The organism is Fructilactobacillus sanfranciscensis (genome assembly GCF_029023685.1).
GTDB classification, from domain to species: Bacteria; Bacillota; Bacilli; order Lactobacillales; family Lactobacillaceae; genus Fructilactobacillus; species Fructilactobacillus sanfranciscensis.
Genome location: NZ_CP118925.1, coordinates 1,005,932 through 1,024,790, shown reverse-complemented (window position 1 = coordinate 1,024,790; position 18,859 = coordinate 1,005,932). Strand labels below are relative to the sequence as shown.

Below are 18,859 nucleotides of genomic sequence, written 5' to 3'. Positions count from 1 at the left end.
TACATGGTACTATCAGCTGAGGATATCCATAAGAAAAAGTTCAACACAAAAATGAGAGGTTACAATATTGATGAAGTTAATGATTTTCTTGATCAAGTAACCAAAGACTATCAGATCCTAAAAGATGAAAATGAACGGTTAAATGAAAAAGTAAAGAAAATTTCTGTAGAGTTAACCAATTATGATAATCATAAAGATGCTTTAAATTCTTCTATTTTAGTTGCCCAAGAAGCAGCTGATAATTTACGAAAACAAGCTAATCGAGATGCTGAAGAAACAATTGCGGTTGCTCAAAGCAAAGCGAATGAACTAATTGAAAATGCTACGTCAGAAGCTAATCGAGCAATTACTGAAAGCTCTAAAGAAACAGCTGCATTAGCAATTTCAACTAATGATTATCGCGAACAGTTGAAATCTTTCCGGCAAAAAATGATTGGTATGTTAGAAAGTCAATTAGATTTTGCTAAAAATTCTGAGTGGACTGATTTAGTTGACGGAATTGATTATAAAAATTTAGATACGATTAAATTATCTGTTGAAAACCTTGACAATGGAGTTATCCAAAGTGTAAACTCTGGAAGTAATCAAACTTTACCAAAGGGAATTGAAAAAAGTAGTTATTTAAAACCTACTGTACTTATTCTTCCTAGTGGTGAAGTGAGAACATTATATTAAAGACGGAAAGCAATTTATTAATACTTAAGCGAATTGGGATTCGGTGTAAGCCCAATAGTCACTATTAAATTGAAGATCACTTTAATAATAATTAAATAGTAAACAATGAGTGAATCGCTTGCGATTCTAAAATTGGGTGGTACCACGAAGACTTCGTCCCTTGTAGACGGAGTCTTTTTGTACATTTAAGGAGTAAAATTATGCGAATCAAAGATACTTTGAATCTTGGTAAAACCAAATTCAAAATGCGTGGAAATCTTCCTGTAAAAGAGTTGGAACGAGAAAAACTCTGGGAAGATAACCAACTTTATCAACAACGTCAAAAATTAAACGAAGGAAAACCATCATTTGTACTTCACGATGGTCCTCCATATGCCAATGGTGATATTCACATGGGTCATGCCATGAATAAGATTACCAAAGATTTTATCGTTCGTTACAAATCAATGAACGGTTTTCGTGCACCTTTTGTTCCAGGATGGGATACTCACGGTCTTCCAATCGAACAACAACTTAAAAAAGCTGGTTATGATCGCAAAAAAATGTCGACCAATGAATTCAGAAAGTTATGTCATGATTATGCTTTAGAACAAGTCAATCGGCAAAGAACTGAATTTAAACGTTTAGGTTTACAAGGTGATTGGGATAATCCATACCTTACTTTAATGCCTGAATTTGAAGCAGCTGAAGTACGTGTGTTTGGGAAAATGGCAGAAAAAGGTTTAATTTACAAAGGATTAAAACCAGTTATTTGGTCATGGTCATCTGAATCTGCTTTAGCTGAAGCAGAAGTTGAATATCATGATGTCGAATCACCATCAGCTTTCTTTGCTGAAAAAGTGGTTGATGGTAAAGGTGTCTTAGACAATGATGATACATACATGGTCGTATGGACTACGACACCTTGGACGATTCCTGCTTCAGAAGGAATTACAATTTCAGCCGATTTTGATTATGCGGTTGTACAACATGATGATGATCCTAAGAAATATGTTTTAGATACTGAATTATTAGATAAAGATGTAGAAATGTTTGGTTGGAAAAACGTTAAAGTTCTTAAAAACGTTAAGGGTGCAGAATTAGAAAATGTGCTTGCTGAACATCCATTTGATAGCAGTAAAAAGTTAGTTACTATGCTTGGTGATTTTGTGACCAATGATGCAGGTACTGGTCTTGTGCATACCGCTCCTGGTTATGGGGAAGACGATTACATCATTGGAAAACAATATGGTCTTCCAATCTTTGCTCCAGTGGATAATAAAGGTTACTTAACCAAAGAAGCCGGTCCTGATTTTGCTGGTGTTTTCTATGAAGATGCTAATCAAATTGCCTTAGATAAACTTAAAGAACAAGGTCAATTAGTATACTACATGCCATATAAGCATAGTTATCCATTTGACTGGAGAACTAAGAAACCAGTTATTTACCGTGCAACTCCACAATGGTTTGCTTCCGTATCTAAGATTCGTCAAAATATTCTTGATGCCATTGATACAGTTAACTTCAATCCAAGTTGGGGTAAACAAAGACTTTACAACATGATTCGTGACCGTGGGGATTGGGTAATTTCTCGTCAACGAGTTTGGGGTGTTCCACTTCCAATTTTTTATGGCGAAGATGGCGAACCAATCATGGATAAAGATGTCATTGACCATGTTGCAGATTTATTTGCAAAATATGGGTCAGATGTTTGGTTTGAACGTGAAGCCAAAGATTTACTTCCTGATGGTTATACTAACGAACATTCTCCTCATGGTAAATTTACCAAAGAAAACGACATTATGGATGTTTGGTTTGATTCTGGCTCATCACATCAAGGTGTATTAGCAGAACGTCCCCAATTGACTTATCCAGCTGATTTATACCTTGAAGGTTCTGATCAATATCGTGGTTGGTTTAACTCTAGTTTAATTACCAGTGTTGCTTACGATGGAATCGCACCTTACAAGAATCTTCTATCACAAGGATTTACCCTTGATGGTAAAGGTCACAAGATGAGTAAATCACTTGGAAATACCATTGCACCTGAAGAGGTTATCAAACAAATGGGTGCCGATATTATCCGTCTTTGGGTTACAAGTGTTGATACATCAGCTGATGTTCGCGTTTCAATGGGTAACTTTAAAACCGTTGGTGACTCATACAAGAAGATTCGGAATACAGTACGTTACTTATTAGCTAACACCAGTGATTTTGATCCAGAAAAGGACTCAATTTCATATGATGAGTTAACTTCCGTTGATCAATATATGTTGGTTAAATTAAATCACTTAATTGAAAACGTGAAAAAATCTTATGATAACTATGATTTCATGGCAATTAACAAAGAGATCATGACTTTCTTAACAGCTAACCTATCAGCTTTCTACTTAGATTTTGCTAAAGACATTCTTTATATAGATGCAGAAAATGACAAACGTCGTCGTGGGATGCAAACAGTTATGTACGAAGCATTAGTTGCTTTAACTAAATTATTAACGCCAATCTTGCCACATACGACGGAAGAAATCTGGGGCTTCTTGCAAGAACCAGAAGAATTTGTTCAATTATCTGAAATGCCAGAACCAAAACATTTTGCTAACGAAAAAGAAGTTACAGCAGAATGGAATAATTTTCTTAACTTCCGAAAAGACGTCTTAAAGGCCATGGAAGATGCACGAAATGATAAGGTAATTGGTAAACCTTCAGAAGCTAAGCTAATTTTATATGTTGATGAAGATACCAAAAAAGCTTTGGCTGACTTAAATGTTGATGTTGCCCAAATTTTGATGGTTTCCGAACTTGAAATTAAATCAATTGAAGATGCTGAAGATGATGTAACTACTTTTGGTGATAAATTTGCTATCGAAGTGCAACACGCTGATGGTAAAGTTTGTGAACGTTGTCGTTTGATTAAGACTGATGTTGGTAGTGATGCGGATTATCCTGAATTTTGTGCACGATGTGCTAAAATTGTACGTGATGAATTCCCAGAAACTGCCACAACTGGCTTTGAAGAATAACTAATCAAAAATCGGGATTTTGTCCCGATTTTTTTGTTTTTACGGAGGTTTATGATGGAAGGTAAAATTAAAAGTTACGATAATTCACGTGGATTTGGTTACATTGTTGATCCAGAAGGTAATGATGTTTTTATGCATATTACTGGTATTATTTCAGGAACACCCAAGGCCATTCAAGTTGGGGATGTAGTGAAATTTGTTAAAGCAAAAGGCGAACAAGGATTTCAAGCTGCTAAAATTGAATTAGCTCGTTAATAATCTAAGAAAACCTAATTTTAGGCATGGAGGAAATCATGGATTTAAAAGAAACCGAAATTAAAAGTGATTTAAAATATGATGGTGAAATCATTCGAGTTGAACAGGAAACTGTCCGTTTGGCTAACGGTGAAATTACTCACCGTGATGTTGTTCATCATGCAGAAGCAGTTGCCATGCTAGTAATTACAGACGATAATAAAATCATTTTAGAAAAACAGTGGCGGGAACCTGCTAAAGCAGTTTTACTTGAAATTCCAGCTGGTAAGTTGGATGAACGAGATAAAGGTAATGAAATGCATGCAGTACAGCGAGAATTGAACGAAGAAATTCGCTATGATGCCAAATTAATTCGAGAGTTATACTCTTTTTACACTTCTGCTGGATTTGCCGATGAATATATGTATTTATACTTAGCTACTGATCTCGTACCAGTTGAAAAGGAACTTCCACGTGATAATGGTGAATTCTTAGAATTAGTTGAATATACTTTACCAGAAGCAAAAAAATTAATTAACGATGGTAAAATTGTTGATGGTAAAACGATTATGGCGATTCAATACTGGGAATTAATGCAAAAGTAGGAAAATGATATGAATGACGAAAATGATCAACAAAATGAGGGGCTAACTAGATCACAATTAAAAAAAAAACATCATATTTTCGGTAGAAATAAACTAAATCATTTTAAAGATGAGTTGGACAAAGATCTTTCTGGACAAGCAACTGTAGGCAGTCGTTCAGAACGTGACACGTCTGAATTTAAACAAAAACGACTTGGTCGCCGTTTGAATGTTGCAATTTTTATTTTAGCTTTATTATTGATTTTAGTATTATTAATTATGCGATTTATGGGTTAATAAAAAGGAGTAGACTTTTGAAAACATTTGGAATTATTTGTGCAATGGACGAGGAAATCAAGGAATTGAAAGACGCCCTTGAAAATGAAGAAGAAATTACAATTGGTACGCTTCCTTTTTACAAAGGAACGATTAATGGGAAAAACGTTGTGTTGGTTAAATCAGGAATTGGAAAAGTTGAAGCTGGAATCACTGCTGCTTTATTACTAACCAATTTTAAGATTGATGTAATGATTCATTCTGGATCAGCCGCTGGAATTGGCGATGGCTTAAAGGTTGGTGACATTGTCATTGCCACTGAAACAGCCTATCACGACGTTAATTGTACGGCTGATGGTGAAGTGTGGGGTCAATTACCTGGTCAACCAGCTCGATTTAAAGCTGATTCTGAGTGGGGTAAAAAAATTGGTAATGCATCAACTGATAGTGGCTTGAATGTTCACTATGGGTTGATTGTGACTGGTGATCAATTTATTGCTGGAAAAGCAATGGTTGCTGAAATTAAAAAACATTTCCCCGATGTCTTAGCTGGAGAAATGGAAGGTGCTGCTGTAGGTCAAGTTGCACATCAATTTAATGTACCTTATGTGGTAGTACGAGCAATGTCAGATACTGGTGATGAGGATGCCAATCAAAGTTTTTCTGAATTTCTTGTTCAAGCTGGACACCAATCAGCACAAATGCTTTTGAATTTATTTGAAAAATAAAAAGAAGGTTAACTATGAGTGAAGTTTATTTAGATAATGCAGCAACAACGCCCATTTCAGATGAAGTTTTGACTGAATTAACTGATAAATATAAAAAATTATTTGGAAACGCTTCAACTTTATATGGATTGGGCCGGCAAGCTAAAGCAGTTTTGGAAGATAGTCGACATGTAATTGCACAAAGTATCAATGCCGATGATGACGAAATTGTTTTCACTTCTGGTGGGAGTGAAAGTGATAATACGGCTGTCCTTAGAACGGCAGAAGCACGAAAAACACTGGGGCGGCATATTATTACCACTGCTGTTGAACATGAAGCAATTTTAAAACCTATGCATTATTTAGAGAAACATGGATTTCGTGTTACTTATTTGCCAGTTGATGAAAACGGGCAAATTTCAATGGATGATTTAAAGGATGCGTTGGATGATGACACGATTTTAGTTTCCATCATGTCAGTTAATAATGAAGTGGGAAGTATCATGCCAATTCATGAAATTGGTGAGTTGCTAAAAGTCCACCAAGCTTGGTTCCATACGGATGCAGTGCAAGCCTATGGGTTGACTGATATTGATGTTAAACGTGATCACATTGATTTATTATCAACTTCAGCCCACAAAATTAATGGTCCAAAAATGATGGGATTTTTATACCGAAAAGATGGTTTAAAATTCACTAGTTTTGTTTTAGGTGGCGATCAAGAAGAAAAGCGAAGGGCTGGGACGGAAAATGTGCCCGGAATTGCAGGGTTTGCGGCGGCGGTTAAGACTTTAATGCCAACGGAAAAAGCCAAACGAGAAACACGTTTTCGTGGCTTTAAACAACAAATTGTCGCGGGATTGAAAGCTCACAAGGTTGATTTTGATGTGAATGGAAGTTTAGATACCAATAGTTCACCACATGTTTTAAATTTGTGGATTAAAGGAATTTCAACTTATGTCATGCAAAATAATCTTGATTTGGATGGTTATGCAATTTCTGGTGGATCAGCTTGTACCGCTGGTAATTTAGAGCCTTCACATGTTTTAATTGCAATGTATGGTAAGGATAATCCAAGGGTTAGTGAATCAATTCGGGTTAGTTTTGGTAGATATACCACTGAAGCGGATGTAAATGGTTTTATTGAAACTACAGCTAAAATTGTAGAACGTTTAAACAAAAGAAGGGCAAGATAATGGCATTTAACGAAGTAGTAAGATTAAAGGGTGATGATCACCAATATCAACTTAGTTCTGAATTAAAATTATTTACCTTAAGTGATTTAGGTTTTACAAAAACGCGGAATGGTAATTTTGAATTTAAGCGTTCATTAGATCCTAATTCACCTTATCTTAAAAAATCAATTAAACTAAAAGTGATGATTAAACAGGATTTAAAATCATTTAAGTTATCTGTTGTGGATGGTTCAGAGTTGAAAGAAGTTGATATTTTTTCAACTGATAAGTATGAAAATGAAAGAACTCAATTTGATTTTTTGATGGATAATTTTATATTGCGAAAGGTATTTATTAAATCATAAGTAACTGAGAAAATCATTCGTGGTTTTCTTTTTTATTAATTATAATCACTTGCAAGCCGGGCGTTCTATATCGTATGATAGATTGTACTGGAATTACGACCTTCAAATCGTGGATTTCTGAATCTATAAGAATGATGGTGATGTTATGAAAGATAATAGTAAAACCCGTGTCGTTGTTGGAATGAGTGGGGGAGTTGATTCGTCAGTAGCTGCTTATTTGCTCAAAAAACAAGGATACGATGTAATTGGGGTCTTCATGAAGAATTGGGACGACACTGATGATAATGGTGTCTGTACCGCTACAGAAGACTTTAAAGATGTTGCACATGTTGCTAATCAAATTGGAATCCCATATTACTCGGTTAATTTTGAAAAAGAATATTATGACCGTGTCTTTACGTATTTCCTTGATGAGTATCGTCGAGGCAGAACGCCAAATCCTGATGTTTTATGCAATACTGAAGTAAAGTACAAAGCCTTCTTAGACTATGCAATGGATTTAGGTGCAGATTACATTGCGATGGGACATTATGCACAATTAAAACGAGACGAAAATGGTAAGAACCATTTGTTACGCTCTACTGATTTAAACAAAGATCAAACATATTTTTTAAGCCAATTATCTGCAGAACAACTTGATCGGGTCATGTTTCCAATTGGTGGAATGACTAAACCGGAAGTTCGGGAAATTGCTCATGAAGCTAATCTATATGTAGCTGACAAAAAAGATTCAATGGGTGTTTGTTTCATTGGACCAAACAACTTCAACCAATTTCTTAGTAACTATATTCCTGCCAAGTCAGGTAAGATGATGACAATGAATGGAGAAGTGAAAGGTGAACATGTTGGGTTGATGTATTACACTATTGGTCAACGAAAAGGGCTTGGAATTGGGGGAGACGGACAAGATAATCGTCCCTGGTTCGTGATTGGAAAAGATCTTTCTAAGAACATTTTGTACGTTGGCAAAGGTTACGAAAATCCATACCTCTATGCTGATTATTTAACCGCCTCTGATGTTTCTTGGGTAGATGGTAACGACCGTGGAAACGATTTTCGTTGTACCGCTAAGTTCCGTTACCGTCAAACCGATGTTCCAGTGACAGTGCATTTATCAGATGATGGAAAACAAGTTAAAGTTGAATTTGATGACCCAGCTCGAGCAGTTACTCCAGGACAAGCCGTGGTGTTTTATGATGGTGATGAATGTCTTGGTTATGCAACAATCGATGCTGCGTTTAAAGACCAAAAAGAATTACAATATGTATAAGTAAAAGCCCGACTTTTCAGTCGAGCTTTTTTGATTATCAATGAATAAACTGGCATAATAGCAGTATATTAATATTTAGGATGGAAGCCATGAACTTATACTTTGTTAGACACGGAAAAACTGAATGGAACCTTGAAAGCCGCTACCAGGGTGCTGGGGGAGACTCCCCTCTATTACCACAAAGTTATACTGAAATGGCTTTAGTTGGAAAATATCTTAACCCAGTTAAATTTAAGCACATTTATGCAAGTCCGATTAAACGAACTAGAATTACAGCAGAGCACATTAAAGCTGAGCTTAATAATAATGTCCCCTTGTCATTAGATAATCGGTTAGAGGAATTTAAATTAGGTAAAATGGAAGGGATGAAGTTTGAAGAAGCAAAGAAACAATTCCCTGAAACTTTCGATAACTTTAGAAATCATCCCGATCTTTATGACCCCAGTGAAATTGGGGGAGAAACCTTTCCCGAATTAATTAAGCGAATGAGAAGTAAAGTTATGGAAGTAGCAAAAAATTTCAATGACGATGATAATATTTTATTTGTCAGTCATGGGGCAGCTTTAAATGCTTTAATTAATGATTTAGTGGGAGTTCCTCTAAAAGATTTACGAAAACGTGGGGGACTAGCTAACACTAGTACTACCATCATTGAAACGCATGACTCCGGTAGAACTTTTACCATGAAACAATGGAATGAAACTGGATACTTAAAGCATAAATTAGATAAATCAGATTTAGTTTAAGAGGCTAATTATGAATAATGATAAAAAACAAAAACAAGCAGAAGAAACCCTTCACAAATTAGTAAAAGATATTGATAATCATCCGCATGATTATCGGACCTACTATGATTTAAGTGCCTTTTTGATTCAATTGAAAAGTTATACCCAAGCTGAAGAATTACTAATGAAAGCCTTAGGACTTTTTGCAAATCAAAGTAAAAAAGCCAAAAACGTTTTAACTTATGGATTAGGGAATGTTTATTATTCCGCTGGAGAATTTGAAAAAGCAATTCAACAATTTCAACAAGTAACGAACAAAAATTTACAATCAGATGCGTATGTAATGTTAGCTCAAAGTTATATGGGACAAAAGAATTACAAAAAAGCACTTGTTTTCCTTTTAACTGCTCAAGAAACCGCAAAACAAGACCCGTCCATTAATTTATTAATCGGACAGTGTTTAATTGCTTTAGGTGATTTTAAACAGGCCAAGGGGTACTATGATTTGGTTTTAAAAAGTAATCCACATAACGGTGAAGCAAATTTTAATCAAGGCTTAATTGCGATGGTTTTAGGCGAACCGTTTGAAGGATATTTTAAGAATGCAGAAAAATATGACAAGCTTTATTTTGATAAAGAACAAGGAAAACTAAGTGATATTGAAAAATTTATTCAAATTCGGAAAGAAAAACAAGATAAATAGGAGCTTAAATTGCCAACATCAATAAACCTCTTTGACGAGCCACAATTGAATAATAATCAAGCGGAAAAACCATTTGTGATTGGGAAGGTAGTTACTACCTTTTTTGAGGGTGCAGATAGTTTTTATAAAGTTTTATTGGTGAAGGTTGAAAAAACTAACACTGATTGGACTGAAGAGGAAATTGTGGTGACAGGTAATTTTGCAGATATTGCCGAAGAAACTAGCTATCGATTTGTGGGAAAATTGGTTGACCACCCTCGTTACGGGAAACAATTTCAAGCGGACAACTATGAACGGGCGAGTCAAAGCTCACCTGAGGGATTGATAAAGTACTTAGCGAGTGATGATTTTCCGGGAATTGGTCAAAAAACAGCCCAAAAAGTGGTTGAAACTCTTGGAACAGATTTAATTGAAAAAATAATTTCAGATCCTACAACGATTAAAAAAGTCGGATTAAATTCCAAACAAAACCAAACGATTGTTGATGGTTTACGGAATAATAACGGTGCTGAGCAAGTGATTGTTGGGTTAAATGGATACGGATTTGGAAGTGCTTTAGCAGCTGCAATTTTTAAAAAATACCATGAAAAAGCCTTGGAAGTAATCCAAGAAAATCCTTATCAATTGGTTGAAGATATCAAAAATATTAGTTTTAAACGAGCTGATCAAATTGCCAGTAAAGTAGGAATTGAATATAATTCAGCGGGAAGATTGCGAGCTGGATTATTAACGACTTTAACTCGGCTCTCAATTAGAAACGGAAATACTTACTCTAATTCAAAGGAATTGATTAATGCTAGTTTTGAAATCCTGGATACTGATCCACAACAACAGATCGATAATCAAAAGTTAGCTCAAGAACTAAAAGAGTTAGTTAAAGACCATAAAATCGAAGTTGACGATGGAAAAATTTATCTTAAATATTTATATGATGATGAGTGGAAAATTGCAGAAAATGCAAAACGGATTATTGATGATAAGCAAAGTTCTACAAAAGATTACAAAACCACCATTCACGAAGTTGAAAATGAAGCTAAAATCAAATATGATGATTCTCAAATTGCCGCAATTAACGCTGCGTTAGAGAATCAAATTTTTATTTTAACTGGTGGACCGGGAACTGGAAAAACGACCATCATTAATGGAATTGTTAAATCCTTTGCAAAAGTTAACAAATTATCTTTAGACGTTAATAAATACAAAGATGATGCATTTCCGGTTCTATTAGCTGCTCCAACTGGGCGAGCTGCCAAAAAAATGAGTGAATCAACTGGTATTCCGGCTGCTACAATTCATCGTTTGTTGGGCTTGAATGGAAATGATGAAGAAGACGGGAATGATATTGACGGGCAATTATTGATTATTGATGAAATGTCGATGGTCGATACCGAATTATTTACTAAATTAATGAAATCAATTCCGACTGGAATGAAGGTTATTTTAGTCGGAGATAAAGATCAACTTCCATCAGTGGGACCGGGGCAGGTTTTTTATGATTTAATTCGTTCGGAAGTAATTCCCAAAATTGAATTAAATCAAATTCATCGTCAAGGTGATGGATCAACAATTATTCAATTGGCTCATGAAATTAAAAATGGGGAAATTCCCCAAACTTTATTAGATAAAGAAAAAGATCGTAGTTTTATTCAGTGTAATACTAGCCAAGTTGTAAAAGTAATTGACCAAGTGGTTGCCAAAGCCAAAGAAAGAAAGTTTACAGCAACTGATATTCAAGTCTTAGCTCCGATGTATCGTGGTGAAGCAGGAATTGATCGTTTAAATAATGACGTTCAAGCAATTATGAACCCACCAAAAGGTGAGCAGCAAAAGCAAGTTGAATATCAAAACGTTAAATATCGAATTGGGGACAAAGTCTTACAACTTGTTAATGCACCCGAAGATAACGTTTTTAACGGCGACATTGGTAAGGTAGTTGGAATTGAAATAAATAAAGATCAGAAAAAGTATCTTGATAAATTGGTAGTTGCCTTTGACCAAACTGAAGTTTCTTACACGAGAAATGATTGGAACCAATTGACTTTAGCATACTGCACTTCCATCCACAAAGCTCAAGGAAGTGAGTTCAAGATGGTAATTTTACCGATTGTTCCTCAATATCGGCGGATGCTGGAAAGAAATTTGTTGTATACCGCTGTTACTAGAGCTTCTCAAAAGTTAATTATGGTCGGGGATGTTAATTCCTTTGCTGAATGTATTTCACATGTTTCTAGTAATCGAAAGACATCTTTAAGAGAACGCTTAGATAAAATTTTTAATCCAAAACCAGTTTCAGAAAAACCAGAATTAGTGGATAAAAAAGTTTCAACTGATATTGAATCAGAGGAGCCCAAAAAGGATGCTGAACCAGATAAGTATATTTTAACTGAAGCCAAAATTCTTTCTAATCAAATTGATCCAATGGTTGGAATGGATGGAGTGAAACCTAACGATTTTATGGATGAAAAGTTGGAGTAAATTGATTATAATGAAGTTAGTAAAGAACTTACATTGAGGGGATTTTAAATTGTCTAGTAATACAAAACACAAACCAATTATTTTTGCATTAAATTCTAACAAACCTTTAGCAGAAAAAATTTCTGCTACTAGTGGAATGCCACTAGGTAAATCAACCATTAATCATTTTAGTGATGGTGAAATTAAGATCTCCATTGATGAAAGTATTCGGGGAGACGATGTTTACATTGTCCAATCAATTACTAATCCGGCTAATGATAATTTGATGGAACTATTAATTATGATTGATGCTGTTCGGCGGACTAGTTCTCATTCAATTAATGTGGTAATTCCATATTATGGATATTCAAGATCAACTAAGAAAACAGAAGCAAGAGCTCCAATTACAGCTAAGTTAATTGCATCATTTTTACAAAACAGTGCTGCTGATCGAGTAATTGCTCTCGACTTACACGCTGCCCAAATTCAGGGATTCTTTGACATTCCACTTGATCATTTAAGAACTGATCGCTTGATGAGTGAATATTTGCATGAAGAACACTTGGATGATAATGCAGTGGTTGTGGCTCCTGATCACAACGGGGTAGCAAGAGCACGTAATATTGCTGATCGTTTAGACTTACCTTTAGCAATTGTTGATAATCGAGATCCAGAATCAAATACCTATGTCCCAAAAGAAATTATTGGTGATGTTAAGGGAAAAAATGCGATCATTATTGATGATATGATTGTTACCGGTCGAAAGATGAAAGTATCCGCAGATGTTTTGAAATCAGCTGGTGCTAAAAATGTTTACGCAGCAGTCACACATCCTGTTTTTTCTGACTCAGCATTAGAAAACTTGAGTGATGATAATCTTGCTCGTATAATTGTTACTGATTCAATTGTAATTCCTAAAAAATTTAAATTAGATAAACTAACCGTTTTATCAGTTGGTAAGTTAATTGGTGAAGCGTTAAAGTTGATTCAAAATGATGAATCAACTCATGTTTTATTTTAATGGAGGATAAAAATGGTTTTTAAAGCAAGCGATAATCGTTACGATAATATGAAAGTAAGAAGAGCAGGAAATAGTGGTTTACAATTGCCTGCTTTGTCATTTGGAACTTGGCATAGTTTTGGGGACGATGCTAACTTTAAAAATAGCCAAAAAATTATGTTAGCCGCCTTTGATCGTGGTATTTTTAGTTTTGATTTGGCTAACAACTATGGTCCTGGTTCTGGTGCAGCTGAAAGAATGTTCGGTCAAGTCTATCAACAAGACTTAAAACCTTATCGTGATGAATTAATTATCACAACTAAAGCCGGTTTTCACATGTGGCCCGGTGTTTATGGTAACTTTTCTTCAAAGAAAACTTTGACGGCTGCTCTTGATCAAAGTCTAGAACGAATGGGATTGGATTATGTTGATATTTATTATTCACATCGTTTTGATCCAAATACTCGTTTAGAAGAAACTGCCGAAGCTTTAGATTTATTGGTACGTCAAGGTAAAGCACTTTATATTGGAATTTCTAATTACGATGGTCCACAAACTGAAAAGATGATTAAACTTTTCAAAGAATTACATACCCCATTTGTGGTTAACCAAAGTTCATATAACATGTTAAATCGTGAACCAGCAAATGATGGTACTTTAAAAGCACTTGCTGATAATCATGATGGATTTGTTGCATATGGTCCTTTAGCTGAAGGCTTATTAACGAGCAAGTATCTTGGAGGGATTCCAGAAGATATTCATCTTCACTGGACGAATAACTTTATTCTTGAAAATGGTCAAGATAAAGCAATTGCTAAGTTGAATAAACTTAATGAAATTGCTAAGAATCGTGATCAAACTTTAGCACAAATGTCATTGGCCTGGTTATTAAGTGATCCAACAGTTGTGAGTGTTGTTACTGGAGCTTCAAAGGTTAACCATTTAGATGATAACTTAAAAGCATTAGATAATTTAGACTTTACAACAGATGAACTTGAAGCGATTGATAAAATTGTAAAAGAAAAATAAATAAAAAAATCTCATTTTGATGAGATTTTTATTTTCAATAATTTAGTCCATAATAAAAGACTTACTTTCGAAAAAAGTAAGTCTTTTATTTATTTGTTGTTGTCATTCATAATTAACATTGGCAAAATCAAAGGACGTCGTTCCGTTTTTTCAAACAAGAAGTTTGAAAGTTCGTTAACGATTGCTTTTTTGATTGATTTTTCATCAGCGTTTTGAGTGTCCATAGTTCTTCTAATTGTTTTGAAAACTAACTTGCGACCCTGATCTAATAATTCCCCAGATTCGCGCATGTAGACAAAACCACGAGAAAGAAGATCGGGACCAGATTGAATTTCTTTATCTTTAAGATTAATTGTCGCAACAACGACCACTAAACCTTCTTCTGATAGAAGCTGACGATCCTTGATAACGTTTTTGTTAACACTATCAACACCATTTCCATCAATGAAGACATCACCTGCAACAAAACTATCAGCTAAACGGGCAGTATCTTTGGTAAGAGCAAGAACTTCACCATTTTTAAGGATGAAACAGTGGTCAGCAGGAATTCCACATTGTTCAGCAAGACCAATGTGAATTTTTTGCATCCGATACTCACCATGAATAGGAACGAAAAACTTAGGCTTCATTAAACGAATCATAAGTTTTTCTTCTTCTTGACCACCATGACCAGAAGTATGAATTTTATTTTCATAACCCTTGATAACGTGAGCACCAGCTTCTTCAAGTTCGTTTAAAACTCGGTTAACGCTTAAAACGTTACCAGGAATTGGGTTACTTGAAAGAACTACAGTGTCACCTGGTTCAATTGAAATTTGTCGATGAGTTCCATTAGCAATTCTTGAAAGAGCTGCCATTTGTTCACCTTGAGAACCAGTACATAAAATCATTACTTTATCAGCAGGTAATGATTTTAGTTCTGAAGCATCAGCAAATGCACTGTCAGGAACTTTAATGTAGCCTAATGCTCTTCCGTTAACTACTGCAGATTCCATACTTCTACCAAAAACAGCAATTTTACGTCCGTTTTTGTAAGCTGCATCGATGGCAGTCATAACTCGTGAAAGGTTAGAAGCAAAGGTCGCAAAGATGATTCTGCCATGAACTCGTAAAAAAATCTTACGGACAGAGTCACTAACGTATCTTTCTGACTTAGTCCAAACTGGTTTTTCAGCATTGGTACTATCAGCCATTAGACAAAGCACACCTTCTTCACCTAATTTAGCCATTGCTTGTAAATCTGGTGGAGTATTTGTAACCGGGGTTAAATCAAATTTATAATCTCCAGTTTCAACGATTACACCATCGGGAGTATGAACAGCAACACCAAGTGTATCAGGAATTGAATGAGTAGTTCTAAAGAAAGAAACACTAGTCTTTTTAAATTTAAGTACTGATTTATCGTTAATTTCATGTAGCTCAGTTGATTTGAGCATTCCATGTTCTTCAAGCTTACCTTTAATCATAGCTAGAGCTAGAGGACCGGCATAAACAGGTACATTGATAGCTTGTAAAATAAAGGGAATCCCACCAATATGGTCTTCATGACCATGGGTGATAACTAATGCCTTAATTTTACTTTGGTTTTCTACTAAAAATTGGTAATCAGGAATTACGTAATCGATTCCTAGTTGACCTTCTTCGGGGAATTTAATTCCAGCATCAATTAATACAATTTCATCTTGAAATTGAACACCATAAGTATTTTTACCAATTTCACCAAGTCCACCAACGCCGTAAATTGCAGTTTCGTTATTTTTGACGTTTAGTTTATTCATTTTTATTTAAACTCCGTAATTTTAAAACCTGGTTCTTTTTGTTCGAACTCTAAGTGTTTGCCCGCAAGTGGTTGAATGTATTCAACTGTGTAACTTGTGTTATCGCGAATTAAATCTCTTACTTCAGCTTCTGTGTTAGCGTTTAAGTAAAGTGATTTTGTTGATTCACGTTTAGGGTTTTCTTGAGGATTAGGTTGATATAAAACTTTGTAGATCATTATGATTACTCCTTTTTGCTTCTTTTTTATTTGTCGATCTTAATGTCGAATAATTCGACTACTGTTTCAATTTTACCATAATCTAAATTTTAAGTATATAATACACAATTTCGACGATTATCAAGTTACATGGTAGTATTAAGCGTACTGATTAATTATGATGAAGGAGTAATAAAAATGGTTTTTGAAATAATTATTGGAATAATCGTTGCCTTATTTATTTACGGTGTTTTACATCATTTTTTTGTAATTAATCCAGAAAAAGAGTATCAAGCAATTAATAAAGACCATGTTGATGCAGTTGTATTCAAAATGGTAAGTGACTTGCAATCCCAAAAACAAAACATTAATTTTTATCAGTTCATTTCTTCTACTGTACTTACAGATGTTTGGGGCAGGGGCGTAATGGTTTATGAATATAAATATCAGATTCAAAGTGATTTGGAACTTTTGAAAATTAGATTTATTTTAGAAGGTTCTTTAGCAAAACAACCTCATGAAATTAAGCAAATTGCACATAAATTGATTATTACTGATTGTTGGTTGAACGATCATTTGTTAACCTTTGATGTTGCTGATGAACAAAATGATGCAACCAAAGAATACGTTAAAGATATTAAAAAAATTGACCAAAAATAAAAGACCTACAACTGTAGGTCTTTTTAAGTTAATCAATAAAAATTTCATCATCCGAGCGGCTAAATGGATTGGCTTTATCAATATGATCGTAAAATAATGTTCCATGAAGATGATCGATTTCATGTTGTGCAATGATTGCAGGGTAGTGTTTTAGCCGTACCTTATGTTCATTACCTTCTAAATCTTGATAGCGAACAGTAATTCTATCGGAACGTGAAACGTATCCCTCAATATCACGGTCAACTGATAAACATCCTTCACCAACTGTTAATGCAGCTCTTTGAACAGAATTTGAAACAATCACAGGATTTATCATGATTGCTTTAAATGGTGATTTCTCATCATCACCTTCTGGGGGAGTTAAGACGGCTGCCATTAGCTTTGATACCCCAACTTGAGGGGCAGCTAATCCAACTCCCGCACGTAAATGATACTTTTTACATAACTCATCATCTTGACTAACTTCAAGATACTCCATCATTTTTTCACCAAGCTGACGATCTTCATCACTTAATGGAAATTGTACTTTTTCGGCTTGTTTTCTTAAAACTGGATTTCCATCTCTAGTTATATCTTTCATTAAATACAAAAGATTACCTCCATTCGTTTCATAATCTTACAATTTAATTATATGGTAATTTCGTATTTATTGTAAGTGAGATAATTAATTAAAAAAAGTTTGCATTTTCGTAACCGAATGTTATTTTATAATAACATATACAATTTATCTTTTTGAGGAGTGTTATCATTTTAAATTCTAAAATAATTATTAAAGGTGATCAGCAAAGAATTTCTAATCTTTTAAGTGCGATGGAAGTTAAAGACACGCCTGTTACTATCTTATTAGACAATCCAGAAATTTATACGAATGAAATTTTGGCAACTGAAATGTGTCATAACTTTCGGATTGAAGTTATGGAATTAGATGCAAAGTTAGGCGAAATTGATGGGATGATTTATCTACCTGATAATCCATTCTATGATCCAGAAATTATCGATGCCTCAACAATCGCTGAAAATATAAGAGAGCCATTGATGCAATTTAGAATGGCAATTAATGACATTATTAGTCGTGGTTTTAATGGTAAAATTATGATTGACTGTCCACATGATGAAATTTTTGTTTATTTTGCTGCCTATTTTTCAGGTTTAGATGTTAAAAAAATTATTGGCTTGGGTACACTTCCACAAGAAATCATTTTAAGAGAAGCGTTGGTACGAAAATTTAATGTGAGCGGTGACGATATTAACGTCAATACGCTAGGACTCAATACCCACAATTTAGTTGCCTGGAGTAGAGTTTATATTGGTCCTTCAACATTACTTTCATACATTGCAGATGATAGTAAGAACTATGATGATAAAATTATTAATAATTTTAGTGAACAAATTGGTAATCATAAGATTGTTTCTAACTCTGTGATTCAAAGCAAAGCAGTGATGCGTTTATTAACATGTGTTTATGGTGAAAACTCTCTAATCTGTTCTGTTACTAGTTTAAAGAAAGAAAATGATAAATTGAGTTTGAGCTTAGGACCCAAATTGGTTAATCAATTTGGAATTTTTCGTTCTATTAATTTACAACTAGCAGATAATGAACAGGAAGAATTGACTCATGATGCTGAATGGTCAATGGATATTATTGAAAACATAAAAAAAGGTAATAAAAATGGCAAAAAAAACTGATCAAAATTATGCATATCCAATCGTTGAAGACTGGTCAATGCAAGAATTAATTGATGTAACTGAATTTTTCCGCAATATCGAACGAGCTTATGATGAACATGGGGTTAATCGTCAAAAATTAATCGATAGTTTTCGACGGTTTCAAGAAATTAATCCGGCTCGGACTGAACAAAATAACTTACGTCGTGATTTTGAAAAAAATTCTAATTTAGATATTTATCAAGTATTAAAAAATGCTCAGGAACATCCAAAGACAAAAAACATTAAACAAATGGACTAATTGTTACTAGTTCAATTGACTAATTTATAAATCTAGTGCTATAATTGAATATAGTTTTT

20 protein-coding genes are annotated in these 18,859 nt (G+C 34.4%); 17 read left to right on the top strand and 3 right to left on the bottom strand.

The window, feature by feature from the left end; translation table 11 throughout:
* Window positions 1–3: 3 nt before the first annotated feature.
* From PY770_RS05220 to PY770_RS05155, 14 genes are all read left to right on the top strand, one after another.
* Window positions 4–675 carry a DivIVA domain-containing protein gene (locus PY770_RS05220; RefSeq protein ID WP_014082262.1) on the top strand — a complete coding sequence of 224 codons (672 nt, stop codon included), beginning with the start codon at window positions 4–6 and terminating at the stop codon, window positions 673–675.
* Between the two features lie 200 nt (window positions 676–875).
* Window positions 876–3,677 (top strand): isoleucine--tRNA ligase, encoded by a 2,802-nt coding sequence (gene ileS, locus PY770_RS05215; protein ID WP_103428415.1) that lies wholly within the window; start codon window positions 876–878, stop codon window positions 3,675–3,677.
* Window positions 3,678–3,728: 51 nt separating this feature from the next.
* Complete coding sequence (locus PY770_RS05210; RefSeq protein WP_041817883.1) at window positions 3,729–3,932, top strand: cold-shock protein; 204 nt, start codon at window positions 3,729–3,731, stop codon at window positions 3,930–3,932.
* Between the two features lie 38 nt (window positions 3,933–3,970).
* Window positions 3,971–4,516 carry an NUDIX hydrolase gene (locus PY770_RS05205; RefSeq protein ID WP_103428416.1) on the top strand — a complete coding sequence of 182 codons (546 nt, stop codon included), beginning with the start codon at window positions 3,971–3,973 and terminating at the stop codon, window positions 4,514–4,516.
* 9 nt (window positions 4,517–4,525) lie between these two features.
* Window positions 4,526–4,792 (top strand): hypothetical protein, encoded by a 267-nt coding sequence (locus PY770_RS05200; RefSeq protein ID WP_139562233.1) that lies wholly within the window; start codon window positions 4,526–4,528, stop codon window positions 4,790–4,792.
* A gap of 17 nt (window positions 4,793–4,809) precedes the next feature.
* A complete protein-coding gene (locus tag PY770_RS05195) occupies window positions 4,810–5,499 on the top strand; it encodes a 5'-methylthioadenosine/adenosylhomocysteine nucleosidase (protein ID WP_103428417.1) in 690 nt (229 codons plus the stop codon).
* A gap of 14 nt (window positions 5,500–5,513) precedes the next feature.
* Window positions 5,514–6,674 carry a cysteine desulfurase family protein gene (locus PY770_RS05190; protein WP_103428418.1) on the top strand — a complete coding sequence of 387 codons (1,161 nt, stop codon included), beginning with the start codon at window positions 5,514–5,516 and terminating at the stop codon, window positions 6,672–6,674.
* Window positions 6,674–7,018 (top strand): hypothetical protein, encoded by a 345-nt coding sequence (locus PY770_RS05185; protein ID WP_041817881.1) that lies wholly within the window; start codon window positions 6,674–6,676, stop codon window positions 7,016–7,018. Before PY770_RS05190 ends, PY770_RS05185 begins: the two co-directional genes overlap by 1 nt.
* A 145-nt stretch (window positions 7,019–7,163) precedes the next feature.
* Window positions 7,164–8,288 carry a tRNA 2-thiouridine(34) synthase MnmA gene (gene mnmA / locus PY770_RS05180; protein WP_041817879.1) on the top strand — a complete coding sequence of 375 codons (1,125 nt, stop codon included), beginning with the start codon at window positions 7,164–7,166 and terminating at the stop codon, window positions 8,286–8,288.
* 89 nt (window positions 8,289–8,377) lie between these two features.
* The gene (locus tag PY770_RS05175) at window positions 8,378–9,034 is read left to right on the top strand and encodes a histidine phosphatase family protein (RefSeq protein WP_103428419.1); all 657 of its coding nucleotides are present in this window, start codon (window positions 8,378–8,380) and stop codon (window positions 9,032–9,034) included.
* Between the two features lie 10 nt (window positions 9,035–9,044).
* Window positions 9,045–9,716 (top strand): tetratricopeptide repeat protein, encoded by a 672-nt coding sequence (locus PY770_RS05170; protein WP_014082252.1) that lies wholly within the window; start codon window positions 9,045–9,047, stop codon window positions 9,714–9,716.
* 9 nt (window positions 9,717–9,725) lie between these two features.
* Window positions 9,726–12,191 carry an SF1B family DNA helicase RecD2 gene (gene recD2 / locus PY770_RS05165; RefSeq protein ID WP_103428420.1) on the top strand — a complete coding sequence of 822 codons (2,466 nt, stop codon included), beginning with the start codon at window positions 9,726–9,728 and terminating at the stop codon, window positions 12,189–12,191.
* A 49-nt stretch (window positions 12,192–12,240) separates the two neighbouring features.
* Window positions 12,241–13,191, top strand: coding sequence for a ribose-phosphate diphosphokinase (locus PY770_RS05160; protein ID WP_103423110.1), 951 nt, complete (start codon window positions 12,241–12,243; stop codon window positions 13,189–13,191).
* 12 nt (window positions 13,192–13,203) lie between these two features.
* Window positions 13,204–14,199, top strand: a complete 996-nt coding sequence (locus PY770_RS05155; RefSeq protein ID WP_103428421.1) for an aldo/keto reductase — start codon at window positions 13,204–13,206, stop codon at window positions 14,197–14,199.
* 89 nt (window positions 14,200–14,288) lie between these two features.
* On the opposite strand, the gene rnjA is transcribed toward PY770_RS05155, so the two are convergent.
* On the bottom strand, window positions 14,289–15,977 hold the full coding sequence (rnjA, locus tag PY770_RS05150) for a ribonuclease J1 (RefSeq protein WP_275045840.1): 1,689 nt from the start codon (window positions 15,975–15,977) through the stop codon (window positions 14,289–14,291).
* Between the two features lie 2 nt (window positions 15,978–15,979).
* Entirely contained in the window at window positions 15,980–16,195 is a 216-nt protein-coding gene (locus tag PY770_RS05145; protein WP_014082247.1) for a DNA-directed RNA polymerase subunit epsilon, read from the bottom strand.
* Between the two features lie 177 nt (window positions 16,196–16,372).
* Between PY770_RS05145 and PY770_RS05140 the strand changes: the two genes are divergently transcribed.
* The gene (locus PY770_RS05140; protein WP_103428423.1) at window positions 16,373–16,834 is read left to right on the top strand and encodes a hypothetical protein; all 462 of its coding nucleotides are present in this window, start codon (window positions 16,373–16,375) and stop codon (window positions 16,832–16,834) included.
* Between the two features lie 28 nt (window positions 16,835–16,862).
* On the opposite strand, the gene def is transcribed toward PY770_RS05140, so the two are convergent.
* On the bottom strand, window positions 16,863–17,423 hold the full coding sequence (def, locus tag PY770_RS05135) for a peptide deformylase (RefSeq protein ID WP_103428424.1): 561 nt from the start codon (window positions 17,421–17,423) through the stop codon (window positions 16,863–16,865).
* 221 nt (window positions 17,424–17,644) lie between these two features.
* Here def and PY770_RS05130 point away from each other — a divergent pair, with 221 nt between their 5' ends.
* The gene (locus tag PY770_RS05130; RefSeq protein ID WP_225362108.1) at window positions 17,645–18,520 is read left to right on the top strand and encodes a Rossmann-fold NAD(P)-binding domain-containing protein; all 876 of its coding nucleotides are present in this window, start codon (window positions 17,645–17,647) and stop codon (window positions 18,518–18,520) included.
* Window positions 18,504–18,800, top strand: coding sequence for a UPF0223 family protein (locus PY770_RS05125; protein WP_056957530.1), 297 nt, complete (start codon window positions 18,504–18,506; stop codon window positions 18,798–18,800). The genes PY770_RS05130 and PY770_RS05125 overlap by 17 nt, the downstream gene beginning before the upstream one ends.
* Window positions 18,801–18,859 lie beyond the last annotated feature (59 nt).

Excerpts from the sequence above, each read along its gene's own strand:
- PY770_RS05220 (WP_014082262.1), top strand. The coding sequence starts at position 4 with ATGGTACTATCAGCTGAGGATATCCATAAGAAAAAGTTCAACACAAAA.
- PY770_RS05185 (WP_041817881.1), top strand. The coding sequence starts at position 6,674 with ATGGCATTTAACGAAGTAGTAAGATTAAAGGGTGATGATCACCAATAT.
- PY770_RS05190 (WP_103428418.1), top strand. The coding sequence starts at position 5,514 with ATGAGTGAAGTTTATTTAGATAATGCAGCAACAACGCCCATTTCAGAT.
- ileS (WP_103428415.1), top strand. The coding sequence starts at position 876 with ATGCGAATCAAAGATACTTTGAATCTTGGTAAAACCAAATTCAAAATG.
- PY770_RS05130 (WP_225362108.1), top strand. The coding sequence starts at position 17,645 with ATGGAAGTTAAAGACACGCCTGTTACTATCTTATTAGACAATCCAGAA.
- PY770_RS05200 (WP_139562233.1), top strand. The coding sequence starts at position 4,526 with ATGAATGACGAAAATGATCAACAAAATGAGGGGCTAACTAGATCACAA.
- rnjA (WP_275045840.1), bottom strand. The coding sequence starts at position 15,977 with ATGAATAAACTAAACGTCAAAAATAACGAAACTGCAATTTACGGCGTT.
- PY770_RS05210 (WP_041817883.1), top strand. The coding sequence starts at position 3,729 with ATGATGGAAGGTAAAATTAAAAGTTACGATAATTCACGTGGATTTGGT.
- mnmA (WP_041817879.1), top strand. The coding sequence starts at position 7,164 with ATGAAAGATAATAGTAAAACCCGTGTCGTTGTTGGAATGAGTGGGGGA.
- PY770_RS05140 (WP_103428423.1), top strand. The coding sequence starts at position 16,373 with ATGGTTTTTGAAATAATTATTGGAATAATCGTTGCCTTATTTATTTAC.
- PY770_RS05175 (WP_103428419.1), top strand. The coding sequence starts at position 8,378 with ATGAACTTATACTTTGTTAGACACGGAAAAACTGAATGGAACCTTGAA.
- PY770_RS05170 (WP_014082252.1), top strand. The coding sequence starts at position 9,045 with ATGAATAATGATAAAAAACAAAAACAAGCAGAAGAAACCCTTCACAAA.
- PY770_RS05125 (WP_056957530.1), top strand. The coding sequence starts at position 18,504 with ATGGCAAAAAAAACTGATCAAAATTATGCATATCCAATCGTTGAAGAC.
- PY770_RS05205 (WP_103428416.1), top strand. The coding sequence starts at position 3,971 with ATGGATTTAAAAGAAACCGAAATTAAAAGTGATTTAAAATATGATGGT.
- PY770_RS05155 (WP_103428421.1), top strand. The coding sequence starts at position 13,204 with ATGGTTTTTAAAGCAAGCGATAATCGTTACGATAATATGAAAGTAAGA.
- PY770_RS05145 (WP_014082247.1), bottom strand. The coding sequence starts at position 16,195 with ATGATCTACAAAGTTTTATATCAACCTAATCCTCAAGAAAACCCTAAA.